Annotated in this window: 14 protein-coding genes and 1 pseudogene; 9 read left to right on the forward strand and 6 right to left on the reverse strand. The window is 70.8% G+C overall.

Annotated features, from left to right (window positions below; genetic code table 11):
• Window positions 1–131: 131 nt before the first annotated feature.
• The gene (locus B4N89_RS24915; RefSeq protein ID WP_078978043.1) at window positions 132–950 is read right to left on the reverse strand and encodes an MOSC domain-containing protein; all 819 of its coding nucleotides are present in this window, start codon (window positions 948–950) and stop codon (window positions 132–134) included.
• Window positions 951–1127: 177 nt separating this feature from the next.
• Window positions 1128–1646, reverse strand: coding sequence for a DUF6643 family protein (locus B4N89_RS24920; protein ID WP_201260900.1), 519 nt, complete (start codon window positions 1644–1646; stop codon window positions 1128–1130).
• A 3985-nt stretch (window positions 1647–5631) separates the two neighbouring features.
• Between B4N89_RS24920 and B4N89_RS24925 the strand changes: the two genes are divergently transcribed.
• The 4 genes and pseudogenes from B4N89_RS24925 to B4N89_RS24940 all read left to right on the forward strand — a co-directional run bounded on the left by B4N89_RS24925 (window position 5632) and on the right by B4N89_RS24940 (window position 9030).
• Window positions 5632–5862 carry a hypothetical protein gene (locus tag B4N89_RS24925; RefSeq protein ID WP_078978044.1) on the forward strand — a complete coding sequence of 77 codons (231 nt, stop codon included), beginning with the start codon at window positions 5632–5634 and terminating at the stop codon, window positions 5860–5862.
• A complete protein-coding gene (locus B4N89_RS24930) occupies window positions 5862–6893 on the forward strand; it encodes an ADP-ribosylglycohydrolase family protein (RefSeq protein WP_143658077.1) in 1032 nt (343 codons plus the stop codon). Before B4N89_RS24925 ends, B4N89_RS24930 begins: the two co-directional genes overlap by 1 nt.
• A gap of 454 nt (window positions 6894–7347) precedes the next feature.
• A pseudogene (locus B4N89_RS24935) lies at window positions 7348–8600 on the forward strand (IS256 family transposase).
• Between the two features lie 31 nt (window positions 8601–8631).
• Window positions 8632–9030 carry an NUDIX hydrolase gene (locus B4N89_RS24940; protein WP_078978046.1) on the forward strand — a complete coding sequence of 133 codons (399 nt, stop codon included), beginning with the start codon at window positions 8632–8634 and terminating at the stop codon, window positions 9028–9030.
• 494 nt (window positions 9031–9524) lie between these two features.
• Here the strand turns inward: B4N89_RS24940 and B4N89_RS52685 are convergent, their stop codons facing one another.
• A complete protein-coding gene (locus tag B4N89_RS52685) occupies window positions 9525–9917 on the reverse strand; it encodes a cupin domain-containing protein (protein ID WP_078978047.1) in 393 nt (130 codons plus the stop codon).
• A gap of 114 nt (window positions 9918–10031) precedes the next feature.
• Between B4N89_RS52685 and B4N89_RS24950 the strand changes: the two genes are divergently transcribed.
• The 4 genes from B4N89_RS24950 to B4N89_RS24965 all read left to right on the forward strand — a co-directional run bounded on the left by B4N89_RS24950 (window position 10032) and on the right by B4N89_RS24965 (window position 16335).
• The gene (locus tag B4N89_RS24950; protein WP_078978048.1) at window positions 10032–10541 is read left to right on the forward strand and encodes a MarR family winged helix-turn-helix transcriptional regulator; all 510 of its coding nucleotides are present in this window, start codon (window positions 10032–10034) and stop codon (window positions 10539–10541) included.
• Window positions 10542–12177: 1636 nt separating this feature from the next.
• The gene (locus B4N89_RS24955; protein WP_078978049.1) at window positions 12178–14352 is read left to right on the forward strand and encodes an MMPL family transporter; all 2175 of its coding nucleotides are present in this window, start codon (window positions 12178–12180) and stop codon (window positions 14350–14352) included.
• Window positions 14349–15524: a sensor histidine kinase gene (locus tag B4N89_RS24960; protein WP_235618770.1), complete on the forward strand. Its 1176-nt coding sequence runs from the start codon at window positions 14349–14351 to the stop codon at window positions 15522–15524. Before B4N89_RS24955 ends, B4N89_RS24960 begins: the two co-directional genes overlap by 4 nt.
• 115 nt (window positions 15525–15639) lie before the next feature.
• Entirely contained in the window at window positions 15640–16335 is a 696-nt protein-coding gene (locus B4N89_RS24965; RefSeq protein WP_078978051.1) for a response regulator transcription factor, read from the forward strand.
• Between the two features lie 57 nt (window positions 16336–16392).
• Here the strand turns inward: B4N89_RS24965 and B4N89_RS24970 are convergent, their stop codons facing one another.
• Together B4N89_RS24970 and B4N89_RS24975 are read right to left on the reverse strand one after the other, a co-directional pair.
• On the reverse strand, window positions 16393–17406 hold the full coding sequence (locus tag B4N89_RS24970; protein WP_078978052.1) for a transporter substrate-binding domain-containing protein: 1014 nt from the start codon (window positions 17404–17406) through the stop codon (window positions 16393–16395).
• 376 nt (window positions 17407–17782) lie between these two features.
• The gene (locus B4N89_RS24975) at window positions 17783–18379 is read right to left on the reverse strand and encodes a TetR/AcrR family transcriptional regulator (RefSeq protein ID WP_078978053.1); all 597 of its coding nucleotides are present in this window, start codon (window positions 18377–18379) and stop codon (window positions 17783–17785) included.
• A 149-nt stretch (window positions 18380–18528) separates the two neighbouring features.
• On the opposite strand from B4N89_RS24975, the gene B4N89_RS24980 reads away from it, so the two are divergent.
• A complete protein-coding gene (locus B4N89_RS24980; protein WP_078978054.1) occupies window positions 18529–19683 on the forward strand; it encodes an FAD-dependent oxidoreductase in 1155 nt (384 codons plus the stop codon).
• A 93-nt stretch (window positions 19684–19776) separates the two neighbouring features.
• Here B4N89_RS24980 and B4N89_RS24985 read toward each other — a convergent pair whose 3' ends face one another.
• Window positions 19777–21114 (reverse strand): trans-sulfuration enzyme family protein, encoded by a 1338-nt coding sequence (locus B4N89_RS24985; RefSeq protein WP_078979606.1) that lies wholly within the window; start codon window positions 21112–21114, stop codon window positions 19777–19779.
• Between the last annotated feature and the right edge of the window lie 40 nt (window positions 21115–21154).

Consider the following 21154-nt stretch of genomic DNA (forward strand, 5'->3'; position numbering starts at 1 on the left):
AGGTAGTGGGGGTATCAGCGTGACGCGCCAGTGCGGGCGTGGGGACGGGGCGCGCGGACGATGTCACCCACGTGGGTGACGCCGGTGCGCCGGGTGGCGCTGCGGTGAGGCGCGGTGTGCGCACGGTTGGATCAACCGGTTTCGAGGACCTCGAAGGCGTCGCCCACGCGGAGGATGCCGGTGGCGTGGGCGGAAAGTTCGGGGACGAGGTTTTGGCCGAAGACGAGCTTCGTACCGAAGCGGCGGTGCTTGCCCAGAGCCCGGAGCGGTTCGGGGCCGCGTTCGCCGGTCCGCTGGTCGGTGGTGGTGATGACGCAGCGCGAACACGGCTTGACCACGCGGAAGACGACGTCGCCGATCCGGATCCGACGCCAGTGGTCCTCGGCCCAGGCCTCGGGCTCGTCGATGACCACGTTGGGGCGAAAACGGTTCATCGGCAGTGGGGATTCGATGAGACCGTTCAGCGCTTCGAGTGAACCCGTCGTGGTCAGGAGCAGCGGAAATCCGTCCGCGAAACTCACCCGATCGGAGGAGTCCGCAAACTTTTGATCGGGTATCCGTCGGGTCGGGTCGTCCAGGTACACGAGCCGCACGTCGATGCCCAGCAACTTCCCGAACCACGTGTGCGCGTCGTCCGGGCCCACGGCGGCCTCGATCTCGTCGTTCCAGACCGTCACCGGCACGAGCCGGACCTCGGCGGTTGGCTCGACCCGGAGTTCGTCCATCGAGGGCGCGCGGACGACCAGCCGTCCGCCGTGCTCCTGACGTACCGTCACGGTCGCGAGCAGGGGCTGCCTGCGCTGGCTGAGAAACCGTCCGGCCGTGTCCACCAACATCCAACGCCGGTCCCCGGCAAGACCCCACGGCTCGACCACGGCCTCGGAGAGGTCGATGCCACGGGTGGACTTGATCGGGTACAGGTGCAGGGAGGCGAGGTGGCGGTGGTGCATGGCTTCACTGTTTCACGCCGGCCCACGAGGGCCGACGGCGGATCGGCGGGGCGCCTCGGCTCGGCTCCGGGACGGCCACGCGGGACGTACGGGTATGACGACTCTCGATGCTCGACCTCGCTCGGGCGGCGCGCACTCGGCGGCGTTCACCCGGTGGCGTGCGCTCGAGGCGTGCGCTCAGTAACGGGGCGGGAATTGGCCCGGCTCGCCCATGTTCGGCACGCGCGGCGCGGGAACCTGCGGCGGCTGGACGTACTGCGCGGCGTACTGCCCGGCACCCGGCTGCGACTGGTGCACGGCCGGCTGCGGAGCCTGCGGCGCGGCCGGGGCCATCGACGCGTAGCCCGACATGGGCGCGTTGTTGTACTGACCGCCCCCGTACTGCGGAGCGCCCCCGTACTGCGCGGGCACCGGCAGCGGCGCGGGTAGCGCGGGCATCGGTGCGGGCGCGTTGTAGCCGTAGCCCGGGGTCGACGAGCCGTACGCGGGCGCGGGCGACGAGTACGAGGAGGGCAGCGCCGGGAGGGCGGGGAGCGCCGGTCGTTCGCCGAAGAGCGGGTGCATGGCGAAGTCCGGAAGGGGCACGTTGAAGGGGCCGATCTCCGGCCGGCCCCGTTCGGCCACCAGCCGGTCGTAGATCGGGGTCTCCGAATACGGCGAGTAGATGCCGCCGTCATAGGCGCGAGCCGAGGTCATGGCCGATAAGGTACGCGATTCGCGGCGCTTGCGAACCCCCTGGGTCGTGACGAATTTCAGCGGGTTGCGTCTGAACTTCGTCAAGGCTTGCCAATAGCCCGCGCCGGGGTGCTTCCGCCGCCTGGGCGGGCGATGTGATAGGGCGTCACATTCAGGTCGATTCCGCAGCTCCGGACACCCACCGTTCACCAAACCGACGGGCGTGTCGGAACCGGGAGGGCCGGACCGGGCAACGCGGCCACCTGCGGCGGAAGGGCCCGCCTCCACCCGAGGCCTGGGGCCCAGCTCGCGGGGGCATGTCGCGGGGCATGGCAGCGGCACGCGGCGGGGGACCCGGCGGCAGAGCCGACTCTTGACGACGGCGGGGTGCGGGCCGTGGCCGGAACGGCGGCTGTGGGGCGCGGTTGGGCGGCTTGGCGGGGCTTAACCTCGTTGGCGGGCGTGTGGCTTCGCCTGGGGGTTGGCGGCCGGGATGCGCCGTCGCGGGAGGTGGCGGGGCGGGTTCTGACGGCAAGGTGCGGGGCGTGGCTGGGACGGCGGCTGTGGGGCGCGGCTGGGTGGCCTGGCGGGGGTAACGTCGTCGGCGGGCGTGTGGCTTCGCCTGGGGGTTGGCGGCCGGGATGCGCCGTCGCGGGACGTGGCGGGGGCAAGCCTTGCCGGCAGGCGTTGCCGTTGCCTGCGGACGCCAATTGTTGCGGGGCGCGGCGGCCTGGCCTGGCGGGGCTCAACCTCGTCGGCCGGTGTGCGGCTTCGCCTGGGGACGGCGGGGCCGGATTGTGCCGCCGCGTGACACGGCGGGGTCCAACCTCGGCGGCAGGACGCGGGCTTCGCCCTGGACGGCCGCCGCGCTGTTGCGTGACGGGGAGACCTCAACCGACCGCAGGCTCGAGCCCCGTCTGCGGACGTCCGCTGAGGTGTGGCGTTGCCTGACCGCCAAACCGACTGCAGAGCCCGGGACTTGCTTTCGGACGTCCCAGGATGCACCGCGGCTGCTCCATCCGGCGGGTCCTCATCCCGACCGCAGGCCCGGATCTCGTCTTCGGATGTCCGGATGTCCGGATGTCCGCTGCGTTGTGCCGCGACTGGCCGCCCAGCTGGCCATTGGCACCGGGCCCTCGGACGCCCGCCACACCGCCCGACCCGGCGGCCCCGCAGGCCGACCGCAGAGGTCAGGTCTCACCCTTGGACGCCCGCCACACCGCCCCAGGCCTGACGGGACCCAACCTCGACGGCTGGGCTGGGCCCTCGCCCGCAGACACCGACTGCGCCGCGCCGCCGCGCCTGTCCCGCCGGGCACCAATCTCGACCGCCGGGCTCGGGCTACGCCCACAGCTGCCCGCTGCTACCTGCCCAGGCAGCCCAAGGCCGACCGCAGAACTTGGTCCTCGCCGCTGGACGCTCGCCGCACAGTGCACCACCGCCCGACCCGACAGACCGTCGAGTCGACCGCCGGACTCGGGGTTTGGCCAGGTGTCCGGGGCGGGGCCTCCCCGAGTGGGTCGAGTGTGCTCGGCGGGGGTCGCGCTTTTGGCTGCGGTGGCTGGTACGGGGGCTGGTCCGAGTCGGTGGTGGGCCGCCGCCGGCGTTCGGGGCTCAAGGACTCGAAGGCGCCGACGAGACGGGCGCGTTGCCCAGCGAAAACCGGCCGGCAGCGACGAGCAGGGAGGGCGGCCGTGTCGGGCTCTCCGAGGAGCCTTCCGGGTGGATCGGCCGGTTCCGGCTCGCATTGCGCTTTTGGTTGCGGGCGCGGGTGGCGCGGGGTCTGTCCGAGTCGATGGTGGGCCGCCGCCGGCGTTCGGGGCTCCAAGACTCGAAGCCCCCGGCGAGACGGCCGCATTGCTTGGCGAAAACCGGCTGGCGATGGGGGCAAGGGGCGGCCGGGTCGAGTCCTCCGGGGGGCCTTTTCGAGTGGGTCGGGCGCTTTTGGCGAGCGTTGCGCCTTGGGCTGCGGGTGGCTGGTGCGGGGCTGGTCCGAGTCGATGGTGGGCCGCCGCCGGCGTTCGGGGCTCCGAGACTTGGGGCTTCCGGTGAGGCTGGTGCATTGCTCGGCGAAAACCGGCCGGCAGCGGGGGAGCGGGCGGGTGGTTGGGTCGGGTTCTCCGGGGTGCCTTCCGGAGTGGGTCGGGTGCTTTCGGCGGGCGTTGCGCTTTTGGTTGCAGGGGCTGGTGCGGAGTCTGTCCGAGTCGGTGGTGAGCCGCCGCCGGCGTTCGGGGCTCCGAGTCTTCGAGCTTCCGGCGAGACGGGTGTGTTGGTCGGTGAAAACCGGCCTGCAATGGGGGCGGGAGGGCGGTCGAGCCGGGTTCTCCAGGTGGCCTTCCCGAGTCGGTCGGTGGGTTTCCGAGCGTGCGGAGGGGAGTTGGCGCTCGAAACCGGATCGCGATGGGTGGTTATGGGCTTGGAGCTTCGGTGACCTGCGGTTTTGTGGGGTCGGGTCGGAAAGTAGGCTGTCGAGTGCCGGTTTCATGCGCTTCGACGACTCAACGCCGCTGTAAAGACCAAATCCGCCCAATAGTTGCCGACTTCAGCCGCTGCGACCCACAGGGGCCACCGAGGAGACCGCAAGTGCCCAATGGGCGCCGAAGCCGGATCCCGAGGCCCCCGAATTCGGCCCCCGCTGTCACTGACCTGCGGTTCTCTCTCATACCAAGTCTGCGGCACCTCACGCCGTCCGGTTTCGTGGACTCTCGCCCCTCACACGCCCACCGCATTTTCGAGATGTCCTGCCCGGCCCACTCGGGAAGGTCCGCCGGAAGACTCGACCCGAGCGCCCTCCCGGCCCGCCGCTGCCAGCCGGTTTTCGCTGACCAACGCGCCGGTCTCGTCGGGGGCTTCGGGTCTCGGAGCCCCGAACGCCGGCGGCGGCCCACCATCGACTCGGACAGACCCCGCACCAGCCATGCGCGACCAAAGGCGCAACGCCCGCCGGGAAGGCCCGGCCCACTCGGGAAGGCCCGGCGGAAGACTCGACCCGAGCGCCCTCCCGGCCCGCCGCTGCCAGCCGGTTTTCGCCGAGCAACGCGCCGGTCTCGTCGGGGGCTTCGGGTCTCGGAGCCCCGAACGCCGGCGGCGGCCCACCATCGACTCGGACCAGCCCCGCGCCAGCCACCCGCAGCCCAAGGCGCAACGCCCGCCGGGAACCTCCGACGCTCTCGGGAAGGGGCAGCACCTGGACGATATCGAGGTTGAGTTTGAAGGTGCCAGGGATGAGCCTGGCGAGCGTTCGTTTTACTGGCCTGGTGGTGTCCAGCGTGAAAATGGGGCGAGCTCGATCTGCTGGACTTGTGTGGACCAGGAGAATTTATACGCGAGATTGTGGCGGGTGCCAGCGGACTGGCGAGGACGCCTCTATAACCAGGGTGAAGCGAAGAAGCCGGGTCGTTCGTGACTTGTTCATCCGATCGGCCAAAAGCACTCCGGGAGGAATGGCTTGGAAATTGGCTGGTAGAAGATCAGGTGAACAAGGGTGCGCTGGGCATAGACGCGGTCGGTATCGCGGAGTTTGAAAAGGATCCCTAAGCGACCTGTACTAGATCTGGAATCGCACGTCCTCGGGCTGCTGCTTCCCGTCGCCGATGGGCCGGTGCGTATGGTGGAGATTCCGAAACTGTAAGGCAGGATTCGAGTGCCCACGGTGCCGACCGTCGGCGATCGCATCGCGCAGACCCCCGTGCCATGGATTTAGAGCCGATCTTCCATTCGGATTCCTACTAATTCGTGAAAGTGGGTTCTCGGGGCGCCCGAGGCGAGGTCGCCTTTCCCGAGCTGATTGGCTATGACGGTGATTGCGGGTGAGCCCATGAGGTAACCCGGTAAAGGTTGAGCGCTGGTGCAAGAAGGTTGAGGGCTATGTCGTCTGTTAGGGATGATCTTGCGGTTGCCGACCACTCCGACGGTCGGAGTGGTGGCCAACGGCCGGCGTTAGTGCGCCGATAGCTGGTTTGCAATGCGAATCTGATCCGGAACCCGCTACTCAAATGGGTCTCGGATGGCGCTTCTTGAGGCGATTGGCTCCGTGATTGTTTACTTCGAGATGATTGATGCCTGGTTATATGCTCTGGATGTAAGTTCTGCCGACATGGGCGGCTTTGAGACAGTTGGCGGCAGGATGGTTTGGCTTGAGATGAGCCACTCCGAGATGGTTGGCACTCGAGATGCTTGCGGGATGGGTCGTACTGGGCAAGAGCTTTTGGCTGGGTGTGATTCTTGGGAGAGCTGATGGGGCTCGACGGTTTTTGGGGAGATGGATTGTTGCGAGACAAACCGAGTCGGGAAAAGGACGCAAGGGTTGATGAGTTGCTGCCGCCGGCCGGAGGAATTGATCCGCCGCCCGCTCGGGCCGTGTTGTTCGATCGGATCCATGGGGGATGGATCGGGCGATGCCTTGGTGCCCATGCGGCCAGGCGGGAATCGAGCGCCGGGGTTGCCGGGGATCGCAGTGACGCGGTTGATCGGGCGGTTTTGAGTCTGCGGGTTTTGGAGTCGTACGGGCCGGGGTTCACGAGTGCGCAGGTTGGCGGATTGTGGTTGCTTACCCTGCCGTTCCTACGTCCTTTTGCGGCGGAGCAGGCCGCGTATCTGCGTTTGCTTGATGGGGAGTTGCCCCCGACCACAGCTGGTGATGGGAGCGGGTCGGACGGGTCTGGGGAGGCGATGATGCGGGCCGACATGTATGGCTATGTGGCGCCCGGGGATCCGAGGCGGGCGGCTCGGTTGGCTCGGAAGGATGCGGTGGTGTCGCATGGCGGGGAGGGGATGTACGCCGCCATGTGGTGTGCAGCGCTGGCGGCGGCGGCCTTCACGGCTCGGGACGCGGCGCAGGCGGTGGGGGTTTCGTTGCGGCACGTTCCGGTGGAGTCGAGGGTGTCGCGGGTGGTTCGGGATGTGCTTGTCGCTTATGCGCGGGGGTGGGCCTGGGATGACGGGGTGGCCGAGGTGGGGCGGGGATCTGGGAGCGATGATCGGCACGACGCGTCGGGGTATGCGGGGCTGATCGCGGCTGGGTTGTTGTGGGGTGACGCCGACCCCGTTCGGCAGATCGGGCTGACTGTGCGCGGCGGGTGGGATGTACATGCCACCGCGCCGCTGGTGGGTTCGATCGCGGGCGTGTTGCACGGCGCCGAGGCGGGATGGCCGGCGGAGGCGTCGACTCGGATCGAGACCGCGTTGCCGGGGGAAAGTGTCTGCGCGTTGGGGGAGTTGGCGCGGCGGACTCTGGCTGTGAGCGGTACGGAGTCGCCCCTGATGTGACGGTTGGAGTTGGACTACGGACTGGGCGCCACGGGGTGCTTGCTCCCGGTCGGCGCCGAGTTGGTCGGCAGGTTGGTTGGTTCGTTCGCGAGTTTGGTAGCCGGGCGCGGTGTGGCGGCTGGGGGCGGGTCCCGGTGCGGCGATTCGGACCATGGAGACTGCTGACGACCGTCCTCGGGAGGCGACGGTGTGCCCGATGGGGTGGTGGCGCTGTGCGTGTCGGCCGTGGGCAGTTTGGGCTGCTCCCCGGGGTGACGGCCGAGGGGTAGCTACCGTCCAGGTCGGCGGCGGGCGAGGTGTGGTGGCTGATGCGGGGCCTGGTTGGACGAACGAGCAATGCTCAAGAGCTGTGGATCGGTGTCGGGGAGACGCGCGAAGGGCGTACCTTCTCGAATGATCCTGTGATGGTCATCGAGTAGGCCGACGTTGGCGCGTCGGTCGGGAAGACACGCCCGTGCTCACGGTAGTCAAGGCCGACGGTTCCACGCCAAACGGCTCCCTCGTCGACGAGATCGTCCGCGAGGGTGCCCGCCGCATGCGGCCGCCGTGCCGGAAGCGGAAGTCATCGGCTACACAGACGAGTTGGCTGATCAACGGGACGGCGACGGGCGCCGCCCGGTGGTGCGCGACGGTCACCACAAGCCCAGCCCGTCACCACGGCCGCCGGTGCGGTGGAGGTCGGGGCCCCGCGGGTGAACGACAAGCGGGTCGATGAGGCGACCGGGGAGCGCAAGCGGTTCTCCTCGGCGATTCTGCCGCCCTGGTGCCGCAAGTCCACGAAGATCGCAGAGGTGCTGCCACTGCTCCACCTACACGGCCAGTCATCGGGTGACTTCGTGCCCGCGCCGGAGCAGTTCCCCGGTTCCTCGGCCGGCCTCTCTCCCGCGACGGTGACGCGGCCGACCGCGCGGTGGCAGGCCGACCACACCGCGTTCATGGACCGGGACCTGTCCGCCACGGACCCCGTATACGCCCGGGCGGACGGCGCCCACCTGCGGATACGCCCGGAGGAGGCGAAAGCCGCAGTCCTGATGCCGATGGGAGCGCGTGCGGACGGCACGAAGGAACCGATCGCGATGACGGACGGCTACCGCGAGTCGTCCAAGGCGTGGGCGGGCCTGCTGCGGGACCGGGGCCCGCCGCGGCATGCGGGCCCCGGCCCCGGCCGTCGGCGACGGTGCGCCCGGCTTCCGGAACGCGCCGAACGAGGTGTTTCCCGAAACCCGTCATCAAAGGTGCACGGTCCACAAAACGGCCGATGTTTCGGACGCGTTCCCGAAATCGGCCCAGCCCGCGGCCACGCGCGCAATCCAGGAGATATACAACGCCGAGGACAAGCAACACGCGGCCGGAGCCATCCGCGACTTCGAACGGGCCCACGGAGCGAAGTACCCCAAGGTCGTCAAGCGGATCACCGACGACGACGGCGAGCTTCCGGCGTTCTTCGACTTCCTCGCCGAGCACTGGATCCATCTGCGGACCACCGACTCCATCGAGTCGACCTTCGCGACCGTGCGGCTGCGGACCAAGGTCACCAAGGGCGCCGGCTCCCGCGCGGCCGCCGCGGCGATGGTCTTCAAGCCGGTCGAGTCCGCCCGGGCCCGCCGGCGGGCCGTCAACGCGCCGCACCCGGTGCCGTCGGTACGGGCAGGGGCCGTCGTAGCCGGCGGCCGACTCGTCGAACAGGCCGACGAGCACGCCGCATGACCCGATCCGATCACGAGGAACAAGGACATCCATGACCACCATCGACAAGATCGCATGGCTCCGGCTGGAGGCCGGGAAGATCCTCAGCACCCGTTCCCGCGGCAAGGATGTCTACTACCTACCCGGCGGCAAACGTGAGCCCGGCGAGAGCGACATCCAGACCCTCGTCCGCGAGATCGGCGAAGAACTCACCGCCACCATTGCGCCCGACAGCGCCGTGCACGCCGGTACGTTCGAAGCCCAGGCACACGGACACGCCATCGGGATCACGGTCCGCATGACCTGCTACACCGCCGACTACCAGGGCACGCTCGAACCCGGCAGCGAGGTACAAGAACTCATCTGGCTCACATACGCCGACCGGGAGCGGGTCTCCCCGGTCGATCAACTGATTTTCGACCACCTACACCAGTCCGGCCGGCTCCTCTGACCCCGCTGCTTGCCCGAGGTATCAACCACAGCTCTTGACGATTCCTCGGACGACGACCGGGTTCGTCGGGGTCGCCGCGCCGAGGTCTCTGTGTTCTGGGGCCGTTGGCGCGGCGGCCGTTGGCGGTGAGTGGCGCGGCGTCGCCTCTGAGGTGGAACGGCTGGGCTGCGGGGTGGGCGGGCCTCCGTTGGGAGGTGACTTCGGGGGGATCTGGCCGGTTTTGCTGATTTTGGCTAGGGCCAAGGTGTGGTGGCTGGGCGCGTGGTGGCCGGCTGTGGGGTGTCTCGTCGAGCGCGCCTGGCCGTGTTGGGCTGTGTGCCAGTTCCCTTGCGCTCTTGGGGAGTTGGGGGGCGGGGCTGGGTGGCGGTGCTGCGGTGCTGCGGTGCTGCCGGTGGTGAGGGGGTGGGGTGGTGCGGTTGGACTTTTGGTTCTGCGGGGTGGCTTGCGTTGGGAGGTGGGCTTGGCGGGGTGGGTGGGTTGTGGGGGCGGGTGAGTCAGGCGATCCAGGGCGGGGTGGTTTGGGGGGATTGGGACTTGGGGTCGGAGGCGGGGATGTATGCGTGGGAGGGGGTGGGGGACGTGGCTATCGCGGAGAAGCCGGATTCCGGGTGTGAGTGGAGTTGGCGGGGGGTGTTGGCCGGGAGGATCAGTGTGTCGCCTGCGGTTGCGGTGGATTGGTCGTTGTCGATGGTGACGGTGAGGGCGCCGGCGATGACGGTCCAGATTTGCTCGGTGTCGATGGCGTGGAGGGGGCCGGAGACAGCCGGGGGCATGTCGACGCGCCACAGGACCGTGTCGGTGCCGCCCTGGGTGGGGGAGGCGTAGGTGGTCATGACGGCGTTGGGGGTCTCGGTGACGCGGGCTTCGGTGCTGCGGATGACAGGCATGAGGTGATCTCCTAGACTCGTACGCAATTCGACAACGTCATTGTCTTTGCTTGCGAATCAGATAGTGAACCAGGTTGTCTATCTGTGTCAAGAGAGTCGTCAGGAGACGTATTCATGGCTGCTTCGGGAGTGGGCGGAGCCGATGTGGACAGAGCGGCTGCAGAGCCGCCCGGCTTCGAGTTGCCGTTGCGGCTGCTGATGGCCTTTCGGGCGTTGATCGACGAGGTGCATGCGGAGTTGGCCCGTCAGGGGCATCCGGACATGCGGCCCATGCACGGCTTCGTGTTTCAGGCGATCGGTCCGCACGGGACCACGGCGGCGGATCTCGGGCGGCTGTTGGGGGTTTCGAAGCAGGCGGCGGGCAAGACGATCGATGGGCTGGAGCAGCTGGGCTATGTCGAGCGGCACACGGATCCGAATGACGCGCGGCGCAAGCTGGTTGGGCTCACCGCGCATGGGGTCGACTCGTTGGTGAAGTCGGCCGCGATCTTCGAGGACGTCAGGGCCAAGTGGGCGGACCGGCTGGGCGTGGATCGGTTGCGTGCGCTGGAGGAGGGCCTTCGGGTGATGACGCCCGGGGACACGATCCACCTCGACATGCCGGCGTGGTTCGGCGGCGGCTGAGGGGCTGAGCGGGGAAACGCCGAGCCGACGACGGGCGAGCGGGCGAGCCGGCTCTGGTTGGGTTCGCGGTGGGTGAGTCGAAGGCGTGGGAGCGGCCGAGTCGACCGGGTTGGGTGAGTTGCTGAGGTTCGCGCTTTTGGTAGCCGGGTCCGTTGCGGAGTTGGTCCGGGGTTGCTGCCGGCGTGCGGGGCTCCGAGATTCGGGTTTTCCGGCGAGCCGGCTGCATTGCTCGGCGAAAGCCGGCCGGCGACGGGGGCGGAGAGGGCGGCCGGGTCGAGTCCACCGAGGGAACCTTCCCAGCGGGTGGGGTCGCTTCGGCGTGCGGTGGGTGTGTGGGTGACGGGTGCCGTTGCTTCGGGGTGAGAGAAAAGCGCAGGTCGGTGCGGCGGCTGCTGCGGATCCGGGGGTCCGGTCTTGGCCCCTGCTGGGTACTTGCGGTCTTCGTGACGGCCTTTGAGGGGGCGCAATGCCCGAAGCCGGTTCCGATCGTGTGGTTTTCGATCCCCACCCCCGTGTCGAGGGGGTCGGAGCACACGAAACTGGCACTCGACGCCCGACTTTCCACCCCGACTTCGCAAAACCGCAGGGCGCCGAAGCCCGAAGCCCGCAACCATCCCGCCGGGATCCGGTTTCGAGCCTTACTCCTTCCCGAGCACCCCTCGAAACGCCTCGACCCGCTCGGGTCGCCCCCGTCGCCGGCCGGTTTTCGTCAAGCGATGCAGCCGCCTCGCCGGAAACCGCAAATCTCGGGACCCCCACGCCGGCGGCGCACTCCACGTGCCGGACCAACCCCGCACCGGCGCCTCGCAGCCACGAGCACAGACCTCAGCAACGGCGACTGGGCCGACGTTGGTGGAGACGGTGGTGATGTCGACCTTGCCCTCTGCTTCGATGGGGACTGCGCGGCGGCGTAGGGCGTAGCAGGGGCTGCCGGGCCCCGCCGATCGGGAACGCGGGCGTCGTGGCTCGAGTACTGCGTACACGCCGACGCGGGTCGCTCCGCGAGCGAAAGCGTGCGACCTCGGCCCGATTTCGCTCGGCCCGGCATCCGTGCTCCCGCGCCGGAGTTCCCGCTCGCAGGCCCCGCCCGGGCATGCCCTCGCTCTTGGCCCGAGCCCCGCTCGTGACCCCTGTCCCCGCCGTCCGCACTCCCGTCCAAGTCCGTGTGCCCGTGCCTGGGCTCTCCGACTCTGCGCATACTCCGGCAGCCCCCTCGCCTCGCGCCTGCCAGGGGAGCTCCGCCCCAGCGCCGTGTCGCCGCACAGGCCCGTGCGCCTGGCGTTCCCGTCCTATGCCCGCGCGTGTTGCGGCACTTCCGTCCTCGCCGCGCGCGTGTTCGGGGGCTTCCGCCCCCTGCCCATGTGCTCGTCCGGGTCCGTGTCCGTGGTTCCCGGGCTCTGCCTCGCGTGTGCTGTGGCAGCCCCGCCCTCGCGTTGCGCCTGCCTCGGGTCCTCCGATCCCGTGCCCGGGTTTCCGCCCGGCTCCGTGTGTCCGTGTTCGCGCGTCCCGCGTGGGGTTGGGGCGGGGTGGGTTACGCCTCTGGGAGTAGTGGGTGTTGCTTGACGTCGGGTGGAGTAACGCGGAGATCGGTCCTTGGCCGGACGAGGGGTGTGGGCCTGGGCGGAAGCCTTGGGGCATGGAGATTTTGTCGCAGGACGAGGGCGGCGTCGGGTCCGCTTCGGTCGGGCACGATCCGGTCGTGCCGCCCGGGCGGCCGGGGCCACGGCGGCGGCGGCGGGGGCGGTTGTGGGGGGTGCCGTGGGTGGTGCTGGGTGGGTGGGTGTTGGTCGTGCTGGTGGCGGGGATGTTCGCCGCCAAGCTCGGTGACGTGCAGCGCAACGAGGCCGTGGACTACCTGCCCGCCAACGCCGAGTCCACCCAAGTGGCCCGGATCCAGGGCGGCTTGCCGGGCGGCGACGCCATGGACGTACAGATCGTGTATCGCCGCGACGGCGGATTGACGCCCGCCGACCGGGAGGCGGCCGCCGCAGGGATCGCCGACGTGGTGGCTCGGCATCCGCTCGTGGGTGGGTCGGGGCCGGCCGCGCAGGAGTCGGTCGATCACACCACGCTGCGCTACGCGTTGTCCGTCGACCGCCGGGGTGCCGAACCGGACGACATCGTGCCGGATATCCGCACCCTCGTGGAGCGGCATCCCGACGGGCTCAGCGTGCGTGTCGGTGGCCCCGGCGGCATCACGGCGGACATGCAGGAGGTGTTCGCGTCCATCGACGGGACGCTGATGCTCGCGAGCGTGCTCGTGGTGGCCGTGTTGCTCATGTTGACCTACCGCAGTCCCTACCTCTGGATCGTGCCGCTCGTCTGCGCCGGGGTTGCCGTGGCCGTCGCGACGGCGACGGTGTACGGGCTGGTGCGAGCGTTCGGGATCACCGTCACCGGGCAAAGCTCCGGGGTGTTGACGGTGCTCGTGTTCGGGGCGGGCACCGACTACGCGCTGCTCCTGGTGGCCCGCTACCGCGAGGAACTGCGGGTGCACGAACGCCCGTTGGAGGCCATGTTCGCCGCGCTGCGCGGCTGTGGGCCCGCCGTGTTGGCCTCGTCGGGGACGGTCGTGGTCGGGCTGCTCTGCCTCACCGCCGCCGATCTGAACAGCAGTCGGGGCATGGGGCCGGTCGGGGCGGTGGGCGTGGTGTGTGCGCTCGCGGTGATGACGACCCTGCTCCCGGCGATCCTCGTGTTGCTGGGGCGGCGGGTGTTCTGGCCGTTCGTACCGGTGTTCGGGAGTACGCCGAAGCTGGGGCGCGGCGCCTACGCGCGGATCGGAACGGCGGTGTCCAGGCGGCCGATCGCCGTCCTGGTCGCGGGAGTCGTGCTGCTCGGGGCGGGGGCGTTGACCGCGTTCGGGCTGCCGGGTGCGCTGCGGCAGAGTGACGGCTTCACCAAGAAGCCCGAGTCGATCGTGGCCCAGGAGACGTTGAGCGCGGCCTTCCCGGAGCAGTCCGGTGCGCCGATCGCGGTGCTGGCGCGGAGCGAGCGGGCTGCGGGCGTGCTGGCGGCGGTGGGCTCGACCGCGGGGGTCGAGCACGTGCGTCAGGGACGAACGGCCGATGGATGGACGGAGATCCTGGCCTTCGCGAAGGATCGGCCCGAGTCGGCCGGGGAGCATGCCACGATCGAACGCCTGCGTGCGGTACCGGATGCCCGAGTCGGCGGCCCCACCGCGCAGCAGATGGACACCGCGCACACCACGGCCAGGGACCGCCGCGTCGTCGTGCCGCTCGTGCTGCTCGCGGTATTGCTGGTGTTGATCGTGCTGTTGCGCAGCCTGGTGGCGCCGCTGATCCTGGTCGCCGCCGTCGGGCTGGTCTGGGCGGCGTCGCTCGGACTGGGCGGGCTGGTCTTCGAGCACGGCTTCGGGTACGCGGGCGTGGACGCGCAGACGCCGCTGCTGACCTTCGTGTTCCTGGTCGCGCTCGGGGTGGATTACGGGATCTTCCTGATGCACCGCGTGCGGGAGATGGCGCTGCGCGGGGATTCGGTGCGGATTGCCGCGCCGGCCGCGCTGGAGACCACCGGCGGGGTGATCGCCTCGGCCGGGTTCGTGCTCGCGGCGACGTTCTCGGTCCTCGCGCTGCTGCCGCTGGTCTCGCTCGTGGAACTGGGATTCGTGGTCGCGGTGGGGGTGTTGATCGATACGTTCCTGGTCCGGACGTTCCTGGTCACCGCGGCGAGCGTGGCGCTGGATCGGTGGATCTGGTGGCCCGGCCCGCTGTCCCGACGGCCCGCGCGGGGCACCACGGGCACCCGGCCGGTGCAACCGCCCGTGTCGTCCCGGAAGATGGCGGTGTGACGACACGAACGAGGTGGGGTGGGGCGTCCGTCGCGGACGCCCTGCTCGCCGTCCTGTTGGCGGCGGGGGCGGTCGGCGCGGCGCAGGTGTGGTCGGCGCAGCGGGCGCTGGACCCGGTCGGCGCGGCGCTGTTGCTCGGTGCCACGATTCCGCTCGCCTGGCGCCGGGTGCGGCCGGGGACGGTGCTGGTGCTGACGTTCGCGCTCACCGTGCCGTACCACCACCGCGAGTACCTGCACGAGAGCGCCGCGGTGCCGGCGTTGGTGGCGTTGGGGACGTACGCGGCGTACGTGCGGCGCGGGGCGGCCGTCGCGGTCGGGGTGGCGGCGCTGACCGTGGCGGTCGTGGCGATGACCCTGGGCGGTACGGACGGGCCGAGTTGGCGCGATCGTTGCGGGATGGCGGGCTGGGTGGTCGCGGCGGTGGTCGCGGGCCAGGCGTGGCGCAGCCATCACGACTACGTGAGCGCGATCATCGATCGGGCCGAGCGCGCCGAACGCTCCCGGGACGAGGTGGCCCGGCGGCGGGTCGCCGAGGAACGCCTGCGTATCGCGCGGGACCTGCACGATCTGCTGGCGCACAGCATCACGCTGATCGGCGTCCAGGCGGGCGTGGCCGCGCACCTCGCCGCGCAGGAGCCGCCGGCCGAACGGGAGGTCATGGTGGGCGCGTTGGACACGATCGCGCAGACCTGCCGGGACGCCCGCCACGAACTCCGGGCCACGCTGTCGGTGTTGCGGGACGCCGAGGAGGTCGCGTCGTACGAGGCGGTGCCGGGGCTGGCCGGCCTGGACGGCCTGGTTCCGCTGGCGGGCGCGGCCCGCTCCGCCGGCATCGACGTCACCCTGACCGGACACGACGGCCCGACGCCCGCGCCCGAGGTGGGCGTCGCCGTGTACCGGATCGTTCAGGAGGCGCTGACGAACGTGGTCAAGCACTCGCAAGCGCACACGGTACGGGTGGAACTCATCGCCGAGGAGACCGAGTTGCGGGTGAGCGTCGTCGACGACGGGCACGCGAACGAGGTCGGGGAGGGCGCCGGCTTCGGCATCCTCGGAATGACCGAACGGGCCCGCAGCGTGGGCGGCACGCTGGTCGCGGGCCCCGCTCCCGAGGGCGGGTTCGCGGTCTCGGCGGTGTTGCCGATGGCGCGGTCGGAGGGCGCGGGGTGAAGGCGACGCCGTTGTGCCGACCGCCCGGCCGCGCCGAGCGTCCCGGCGGTGCCGAGTGCCCCGGCCGCGCCGACCGCCCCGGCTGTCGGGTTCGAGATGAACGGGGGAGTGTGTGATGGGCGATGCCTTGCGGGTGTTGCTGGCCGATGATCAGCATCTGGTGCGGTCGGCGTTCGCGATGTTGGTGGCGTCGGCGGCCGACATGGAGGTGGTCGGTGAGGCCGCCGACGGGCGGGCCGCGCTCGAACTCGCCCGGGAGTGCAGGCCGGACGTCGTGGTGATGGACATTCGGATGCCGATCCTGGACGGGATCGAGGCGACGCGGCTGATCGCGGCGGATCCGGAGTTGTCCCGGGTCCGGGTGCTGGTGTTGACGACCTACGAGGACGACGAGAACGTGCTGGCCGCGTTGCGGGCGGGGGCCGGCGGGTTCCTGGTCAAGGACACGCGCCCGGCCGAACTCCTGGCCGCCATCCGCACGATCGGCGCCGGCGAGGCGCTGCTGTCGCCCGGGCCGACCGCACGGTTGATCTCGCGCGTGTTGCGGATGCCGGCGACGGCGAGCACGGGTACGCCGGGCTCGCCGCGGGTGGCCGACCTGTCGGCGCGCGAACGCGAGGTGTTGACGCTGGTCGGACGAGGGCTGACGAACGCGGAGATCGGCACGCTGCTCGGGCTCAGCCCGCTGACCGCCAAGACGCACGTGAGCCGCATCATGGCCCGGCTCGGCGCCCGGGACCGGCCGCAACTGGTCGTCATCGCCTACGAGTCGGGTCTGATCGTGCCGGGGGACGACCCGTCGCCGACGTAGCGTTCGGCCACGGCCTACCGCCACCGCCACCGTGCCCGCGCCCGTGCCCGCGCCCGCTCAGTCCCGGTACTCCGCCCCCGGCGCCGTCACGTCCCCCGACTCCGGGATGTAGCGGGCCAGGTAGGTGTCGAACAGCCGACGCCAGGTTCCGTCGTGCCGGATGCGTTCGAGGGACGCGTTGACGAAGCGGACCAGGTCCGGTTTGCCCTTGGCGATTTCGAGGCCGTAGGGCTCCCGGGTCAACTTGGGGCCGACCATGCGGATGAAGCGGTCCTGGGCCTGGAGGCCGGCCATGACGGTGTCGTCGCCGACCGCCGCGTCGGCTTGGCCCTGTTGGATGCGGACGAGGCAGTCCGTCCAGTTGTCGCCGGTGACGTCGACCAGGCCCCGCGTGGCGTGTACCGCGTCGGCGGCGGTGGTGCCGCCGACCGTGCACACCCGGGTCCCGGTCGGGAGGCCGGCGAGGCCCTTCGTGTGGTCGGCATCCGCGGCGGGGGTGTCGTCGACGATCAGGACCCGCTGGCCCGACTCGTAGTAGACCGAGCTGAAGTCGACCACGGCCCGCCGTCGGCAGTTGACGGTGACGGACTTCGCCACCATGTCCACCGTGCCGTTCGCGACCGATTGTTCGCGGATGTTGTTCGGCACGACCCGAAAGCGCAGTCGGCTCGGATCGTTGCCGCCGAACAGGTCCGCGGTGATCTCCCGCACGAGGTCGATGTCGAAGCCCTTGAGCCGGTTGTGGTCGGTCACGTCGGCGTAGCCGAACGGATAGGCGCTCTGGTCGATCCCGACGATCAGGTGGCCCCGCTCCAGGATGCGGGAGAGCGAGCCGTCGGTGCGGTAGTCGGCCGCGCGGGGCGGGCCGGAGGCCGGTCGCAGGCTCGCGGTGGGATTCCCGCAGGTCTCGGGTGGTTCGACGGCGACTCCGGGAGCGAATCCGGGTGCGGTCGCGGCGGCGCCGGCATCGGAGCGCTCGGCGGGGGAGGAGGCGGCGGGTGCGCCGGATGTGGTGGAGCCGGCGGACGTACAGGACGCCAGTGCCGCGAGCGCGATCAGTACGACCGCCATCGACAGCGCGGATGTCGGCCGAAGCGTGGTTCTGCGGCGTCGCCGAAGCGGGATCCCCCGGGCGCCTCGCCGTCGCGGGTGTCGGGTCGCCGTGCGCGGAGCCCTCCCGTCGGGACGCCGAAGTCCCGTGAACCGGCGGGCCCGAAGCGGGCGGCGGGCCGTGCGGTGCGGTCGGACCGCGTGCCTGTACATGACGCGTCACCTCCCGGGGCGGTGTGCGCGACACCGCTCGGCGCAGCCGATTCTGCCTTGATCGAGACGCTACCCGGGCCAACTCGCGGGCTACCGGGGGTAATCCCCCGAATTGTTGATGTACACGAAACCGGCCGGACCCTACGGCGCCGCCCCACCCACATCCGGCCCACTGCGCCCGAGTTCACGCCCCCGGACCTCCCGCACCCGAGCCTTCCGCTCCCAGGTTCCCGGTCAAGCAGCGTTGGATCTGGGGGCCGAGCCAGGCGACGACCTCGGGATGCGTCATGGCCACGATCGGCGGCAGTCGCAGGACGTATCGGCACAGGGCGAGCCCCAGCACCTGGGTGGCGATCAGGCCGGCGCGCCGGGGGGCCTCGGCGGCGTTCGGACAGGTGCGGAGCACAAGCGGGGCGAGCTGGTCCGCGAAGACCGCGCGCATACGCTCGGCGGCGTCGTCGTTCGTCACCCCGGTCCGCAGCAGGATCAGCATCGCCTCGTCACCCTCCCAGCGGTCGAGGAAGTGCGCCGAGAGCACCGCGCCGAGGTGCGAGCGGGGGACCGTATCGAGTGCGGGGAACCGAAGGTCGACGTCCGCCGCGGCGGCGAACAACTTCTCCTTCGTGCCGAAGTAACGCATCACCATCGACGGATCGATCGCCGCATCGGAGGCGATCGCCCGAATCGTCGCGCGTTCGTAGCCGTCGGAACCGAATCGTTCCCGGGCGGCGGCCAGGATCACGGCCTTGGTCTCGATGGACGACCTTCGCGGAGTACTCATGCCAACGATTGTAGGCCAACGCCTGTTGACTTACTGCCACGAGGCGGCCATGGTTGATGCCAACAGACGTTGGCCAACAAACGTTGGCCTCGAAGGGGTCCGGGTTTCGATCCGGCTTCCGACCCCAATCCCAACCCCAGGAGCCCCCGATGAGCACCGAACTCCCCGCCACCACCGATGTCCTCATCGTGGGCGCCGGCCCCGCCGGACTGACCCTCGCCGTCGCCCTCGCCGCCCAGGGCCGAGACGTCACCGTCGTCGACGCCCATACGGCCGCCGAGCAGACCTCGCGCGCCGCCGTCGTACACGCCCGCACCCTCGAGGTACTGGCCCCGCTCGGAGTCGCCGCACCGCTCGTCGCGCAGGGCATCCCCTCGCCGACGTTCACCGTCCGCGACCGCGACCGCGTGGTGGTCCGGATCGACTTCTCCGGCCTGCCCACGGAGTATCCGTACTCGCTGATGGTTTCCCAGGCCACGACGGAGGCCGCCCTCCTCGACCGCCTCACCGAACTCGGCGGCACCGTGCTGCGGCCGTACCGGGTGACCACCCTCGACCAGGACGCCGACGGCGTGACCGCGACCTTCGAGACCGGCGAACGCGTCCGCGCCGGTTGGGTGGTCGGCGCCGACGGCATGCACAGCACCGTTCGCGACCAGGCCGGGATCGGCTTCCAGGGGGGCACCTACGCCGAGTCGTTCGTCCTCGCCGACGTGCGGCTGAGCGGCGCGGTCGCGGCCGACGAGGTGATCCTGTACTTCGCCCCCGCCGGCCTCGTCGTGCTCGCCCCGCTCCCCGGAGGTCGACACCGGATCGTCGCGCCGGTCGTCGACGCGCCACACGAGCCGTCGGCGGCCTACGTGCAGGAACTCCTCGACGTACGCGGTTCGAAGGCCGGCAGCGTGGTGGTCGAGGAGGTCGTCTGGGGATCGCGCTTCCGGGTCCACCACCGGATCGCCGACACCTACCGCGCGGGCCGGATCCTGCTCGCCGGCGACGCCGCCCACGTACACAGCCCGGCCGGCGGCCAGGGCATGAACGCCGGCATCCTCGACGCGGTGACCCTGGCCGAGGCACTGGGCTCCGTACTCGACGGCGGCCCCACCGCGGCCCTGGACACCTACGGCGCCATCCGCCGCCCGATCGCCGAACGCATCGTCGAACTCGCCGACCGGATGACCCGGGTGGCCACCCTCGCGCCGGCGCTGCGCCCCCTGCGCAACCTCGTGCTGCGCACCCTCACCCGGATCCCCGCCGTGCGCCGCGAACTCGCCCTGCGGCTCTCGGGTTTGACCTACCGCTGACCCCACCGGGGCCGGCCGCGCCGCGAAGCGCGCCGCCGCCGACCCCCGGCACGTGCGGACGCCGGACCCACTCCGGCCCCCGCCTCCGTCCCCTCAGACCCCCACCGGCCACAGCGCCGCGCCCGGCGCGCCGTCACCCGCCCCGACCCCGGCGTCCGGAGCCGGCGCTGCCCCGACCTGCCGCCCGCCCATCCGGTCCAGCGCCGCCGACAGGTCCGCCCACAGGTCCGCCTCGTGTTCCAGGCCGATCGACAGGCGGAGCAGGTGCGGGCCGATGTCGCCTTCGGCGCGCGCCGCGTCGTCGATGACCCGGTGGGTCAGCGAAGCCGGGTGCTGGATGAGGGTGTCGACGCCACCGAGGCTCACGGCGGGGGTGATCAGGCGGAGCGCGCCGACCAGCCGGATCGGGTCGCCGGTCGGTTCGAAGGCGATCAGCGCGCCGCCGATGCTCGGATAGTGCACGCGCGCCACCGCCGGGTGCGCCGCCAGTCGGGCGGCCAGCGCGGCGGCCGTCGCGGAGGCCCTGGCGACGCGGATCGGCAGGGTCGCGAGGCCGCGCAGCAGCAGATAGCCCGCCAGCGGGTGCAGCAACGCCCCCGTCGCGAACCGGATTTGCCGCAGCGCCTTGGCCCACTGCGGATCACAGGCCACCACACCGCCGAGCACGTCACCGTGTCCGCCGAGGAACTTGGTCGCACTGTGCAGGACCAGACGGGCACCCGAGGAGGCAGGCCGCTGCAGGATCGGCGTGGCGAACGTGTTGTCCACCAACAGCGGTATCTCGCCCGCCTGCGCCGCGAGTTCGACCAGATCGAGTTCGGCCAGCGTCGGATTGGCCGGTGTCTCGACCATGACCAGACCCGTGTCGGGTCGCAACGCCGCGGCCACGCCGTCCGGTTCGACCCAGGTGACCTCGGTGCCGAGCAGGCCGCCGGAGAGCAGGTGGTCGGTGGTGCCGTACAGCGGCCGGACCGCGACCACGTGCCGTCGGCCCTGCGCGGCGGCGGCGAGCAGGCACGCGGTGACCGCCGCCATGCCGGTCGCGAACGCCACCGCGTCGGCGCAGCCCTCCAGTTCGGCGAGCGCCTGCTCGAAGCGGCGCACGGTCGGATTGGTCAGCCGACCGTAGATCGCCGAGCCGTCGGGCAACTCGCCCTCCGCGTAGGCGTCCAGGGCGAGCGCCGCCGCCGGCAGGTCCGAAAGGGGATAGGTGGTCGACAGGTCGATCGGCACGGCGTGTACGCCCAGCGCGGCCAGGTCGTCGCGGCCGGCGTGTACCGCGCGGGTCTCCAACGTGTGCCGCGCGACGGGTCCGGCGGGGGTGGAGCCGGTGGGGGTGGAGCCGGCAGAGGCGGCGCCGGCAGGGGTGGCGCCGGCGGGCGCGGTGTCGGTGCGGCCGGCGGTGGCGGGGGAGTCCGGTCGAAGGTCCATGGACGTCATCCTGGAGTGGACTCCGGAGAATCCGTCCGGA

This window comes from Embleya scabrispora, assembly GCF_002024165.1.
Lineage (GTDB): Bacteria > Actinomycetota > Actinomycetes > Streptomycetales > Streptomycetaceae > Embleya > Embleya scabrispora_A.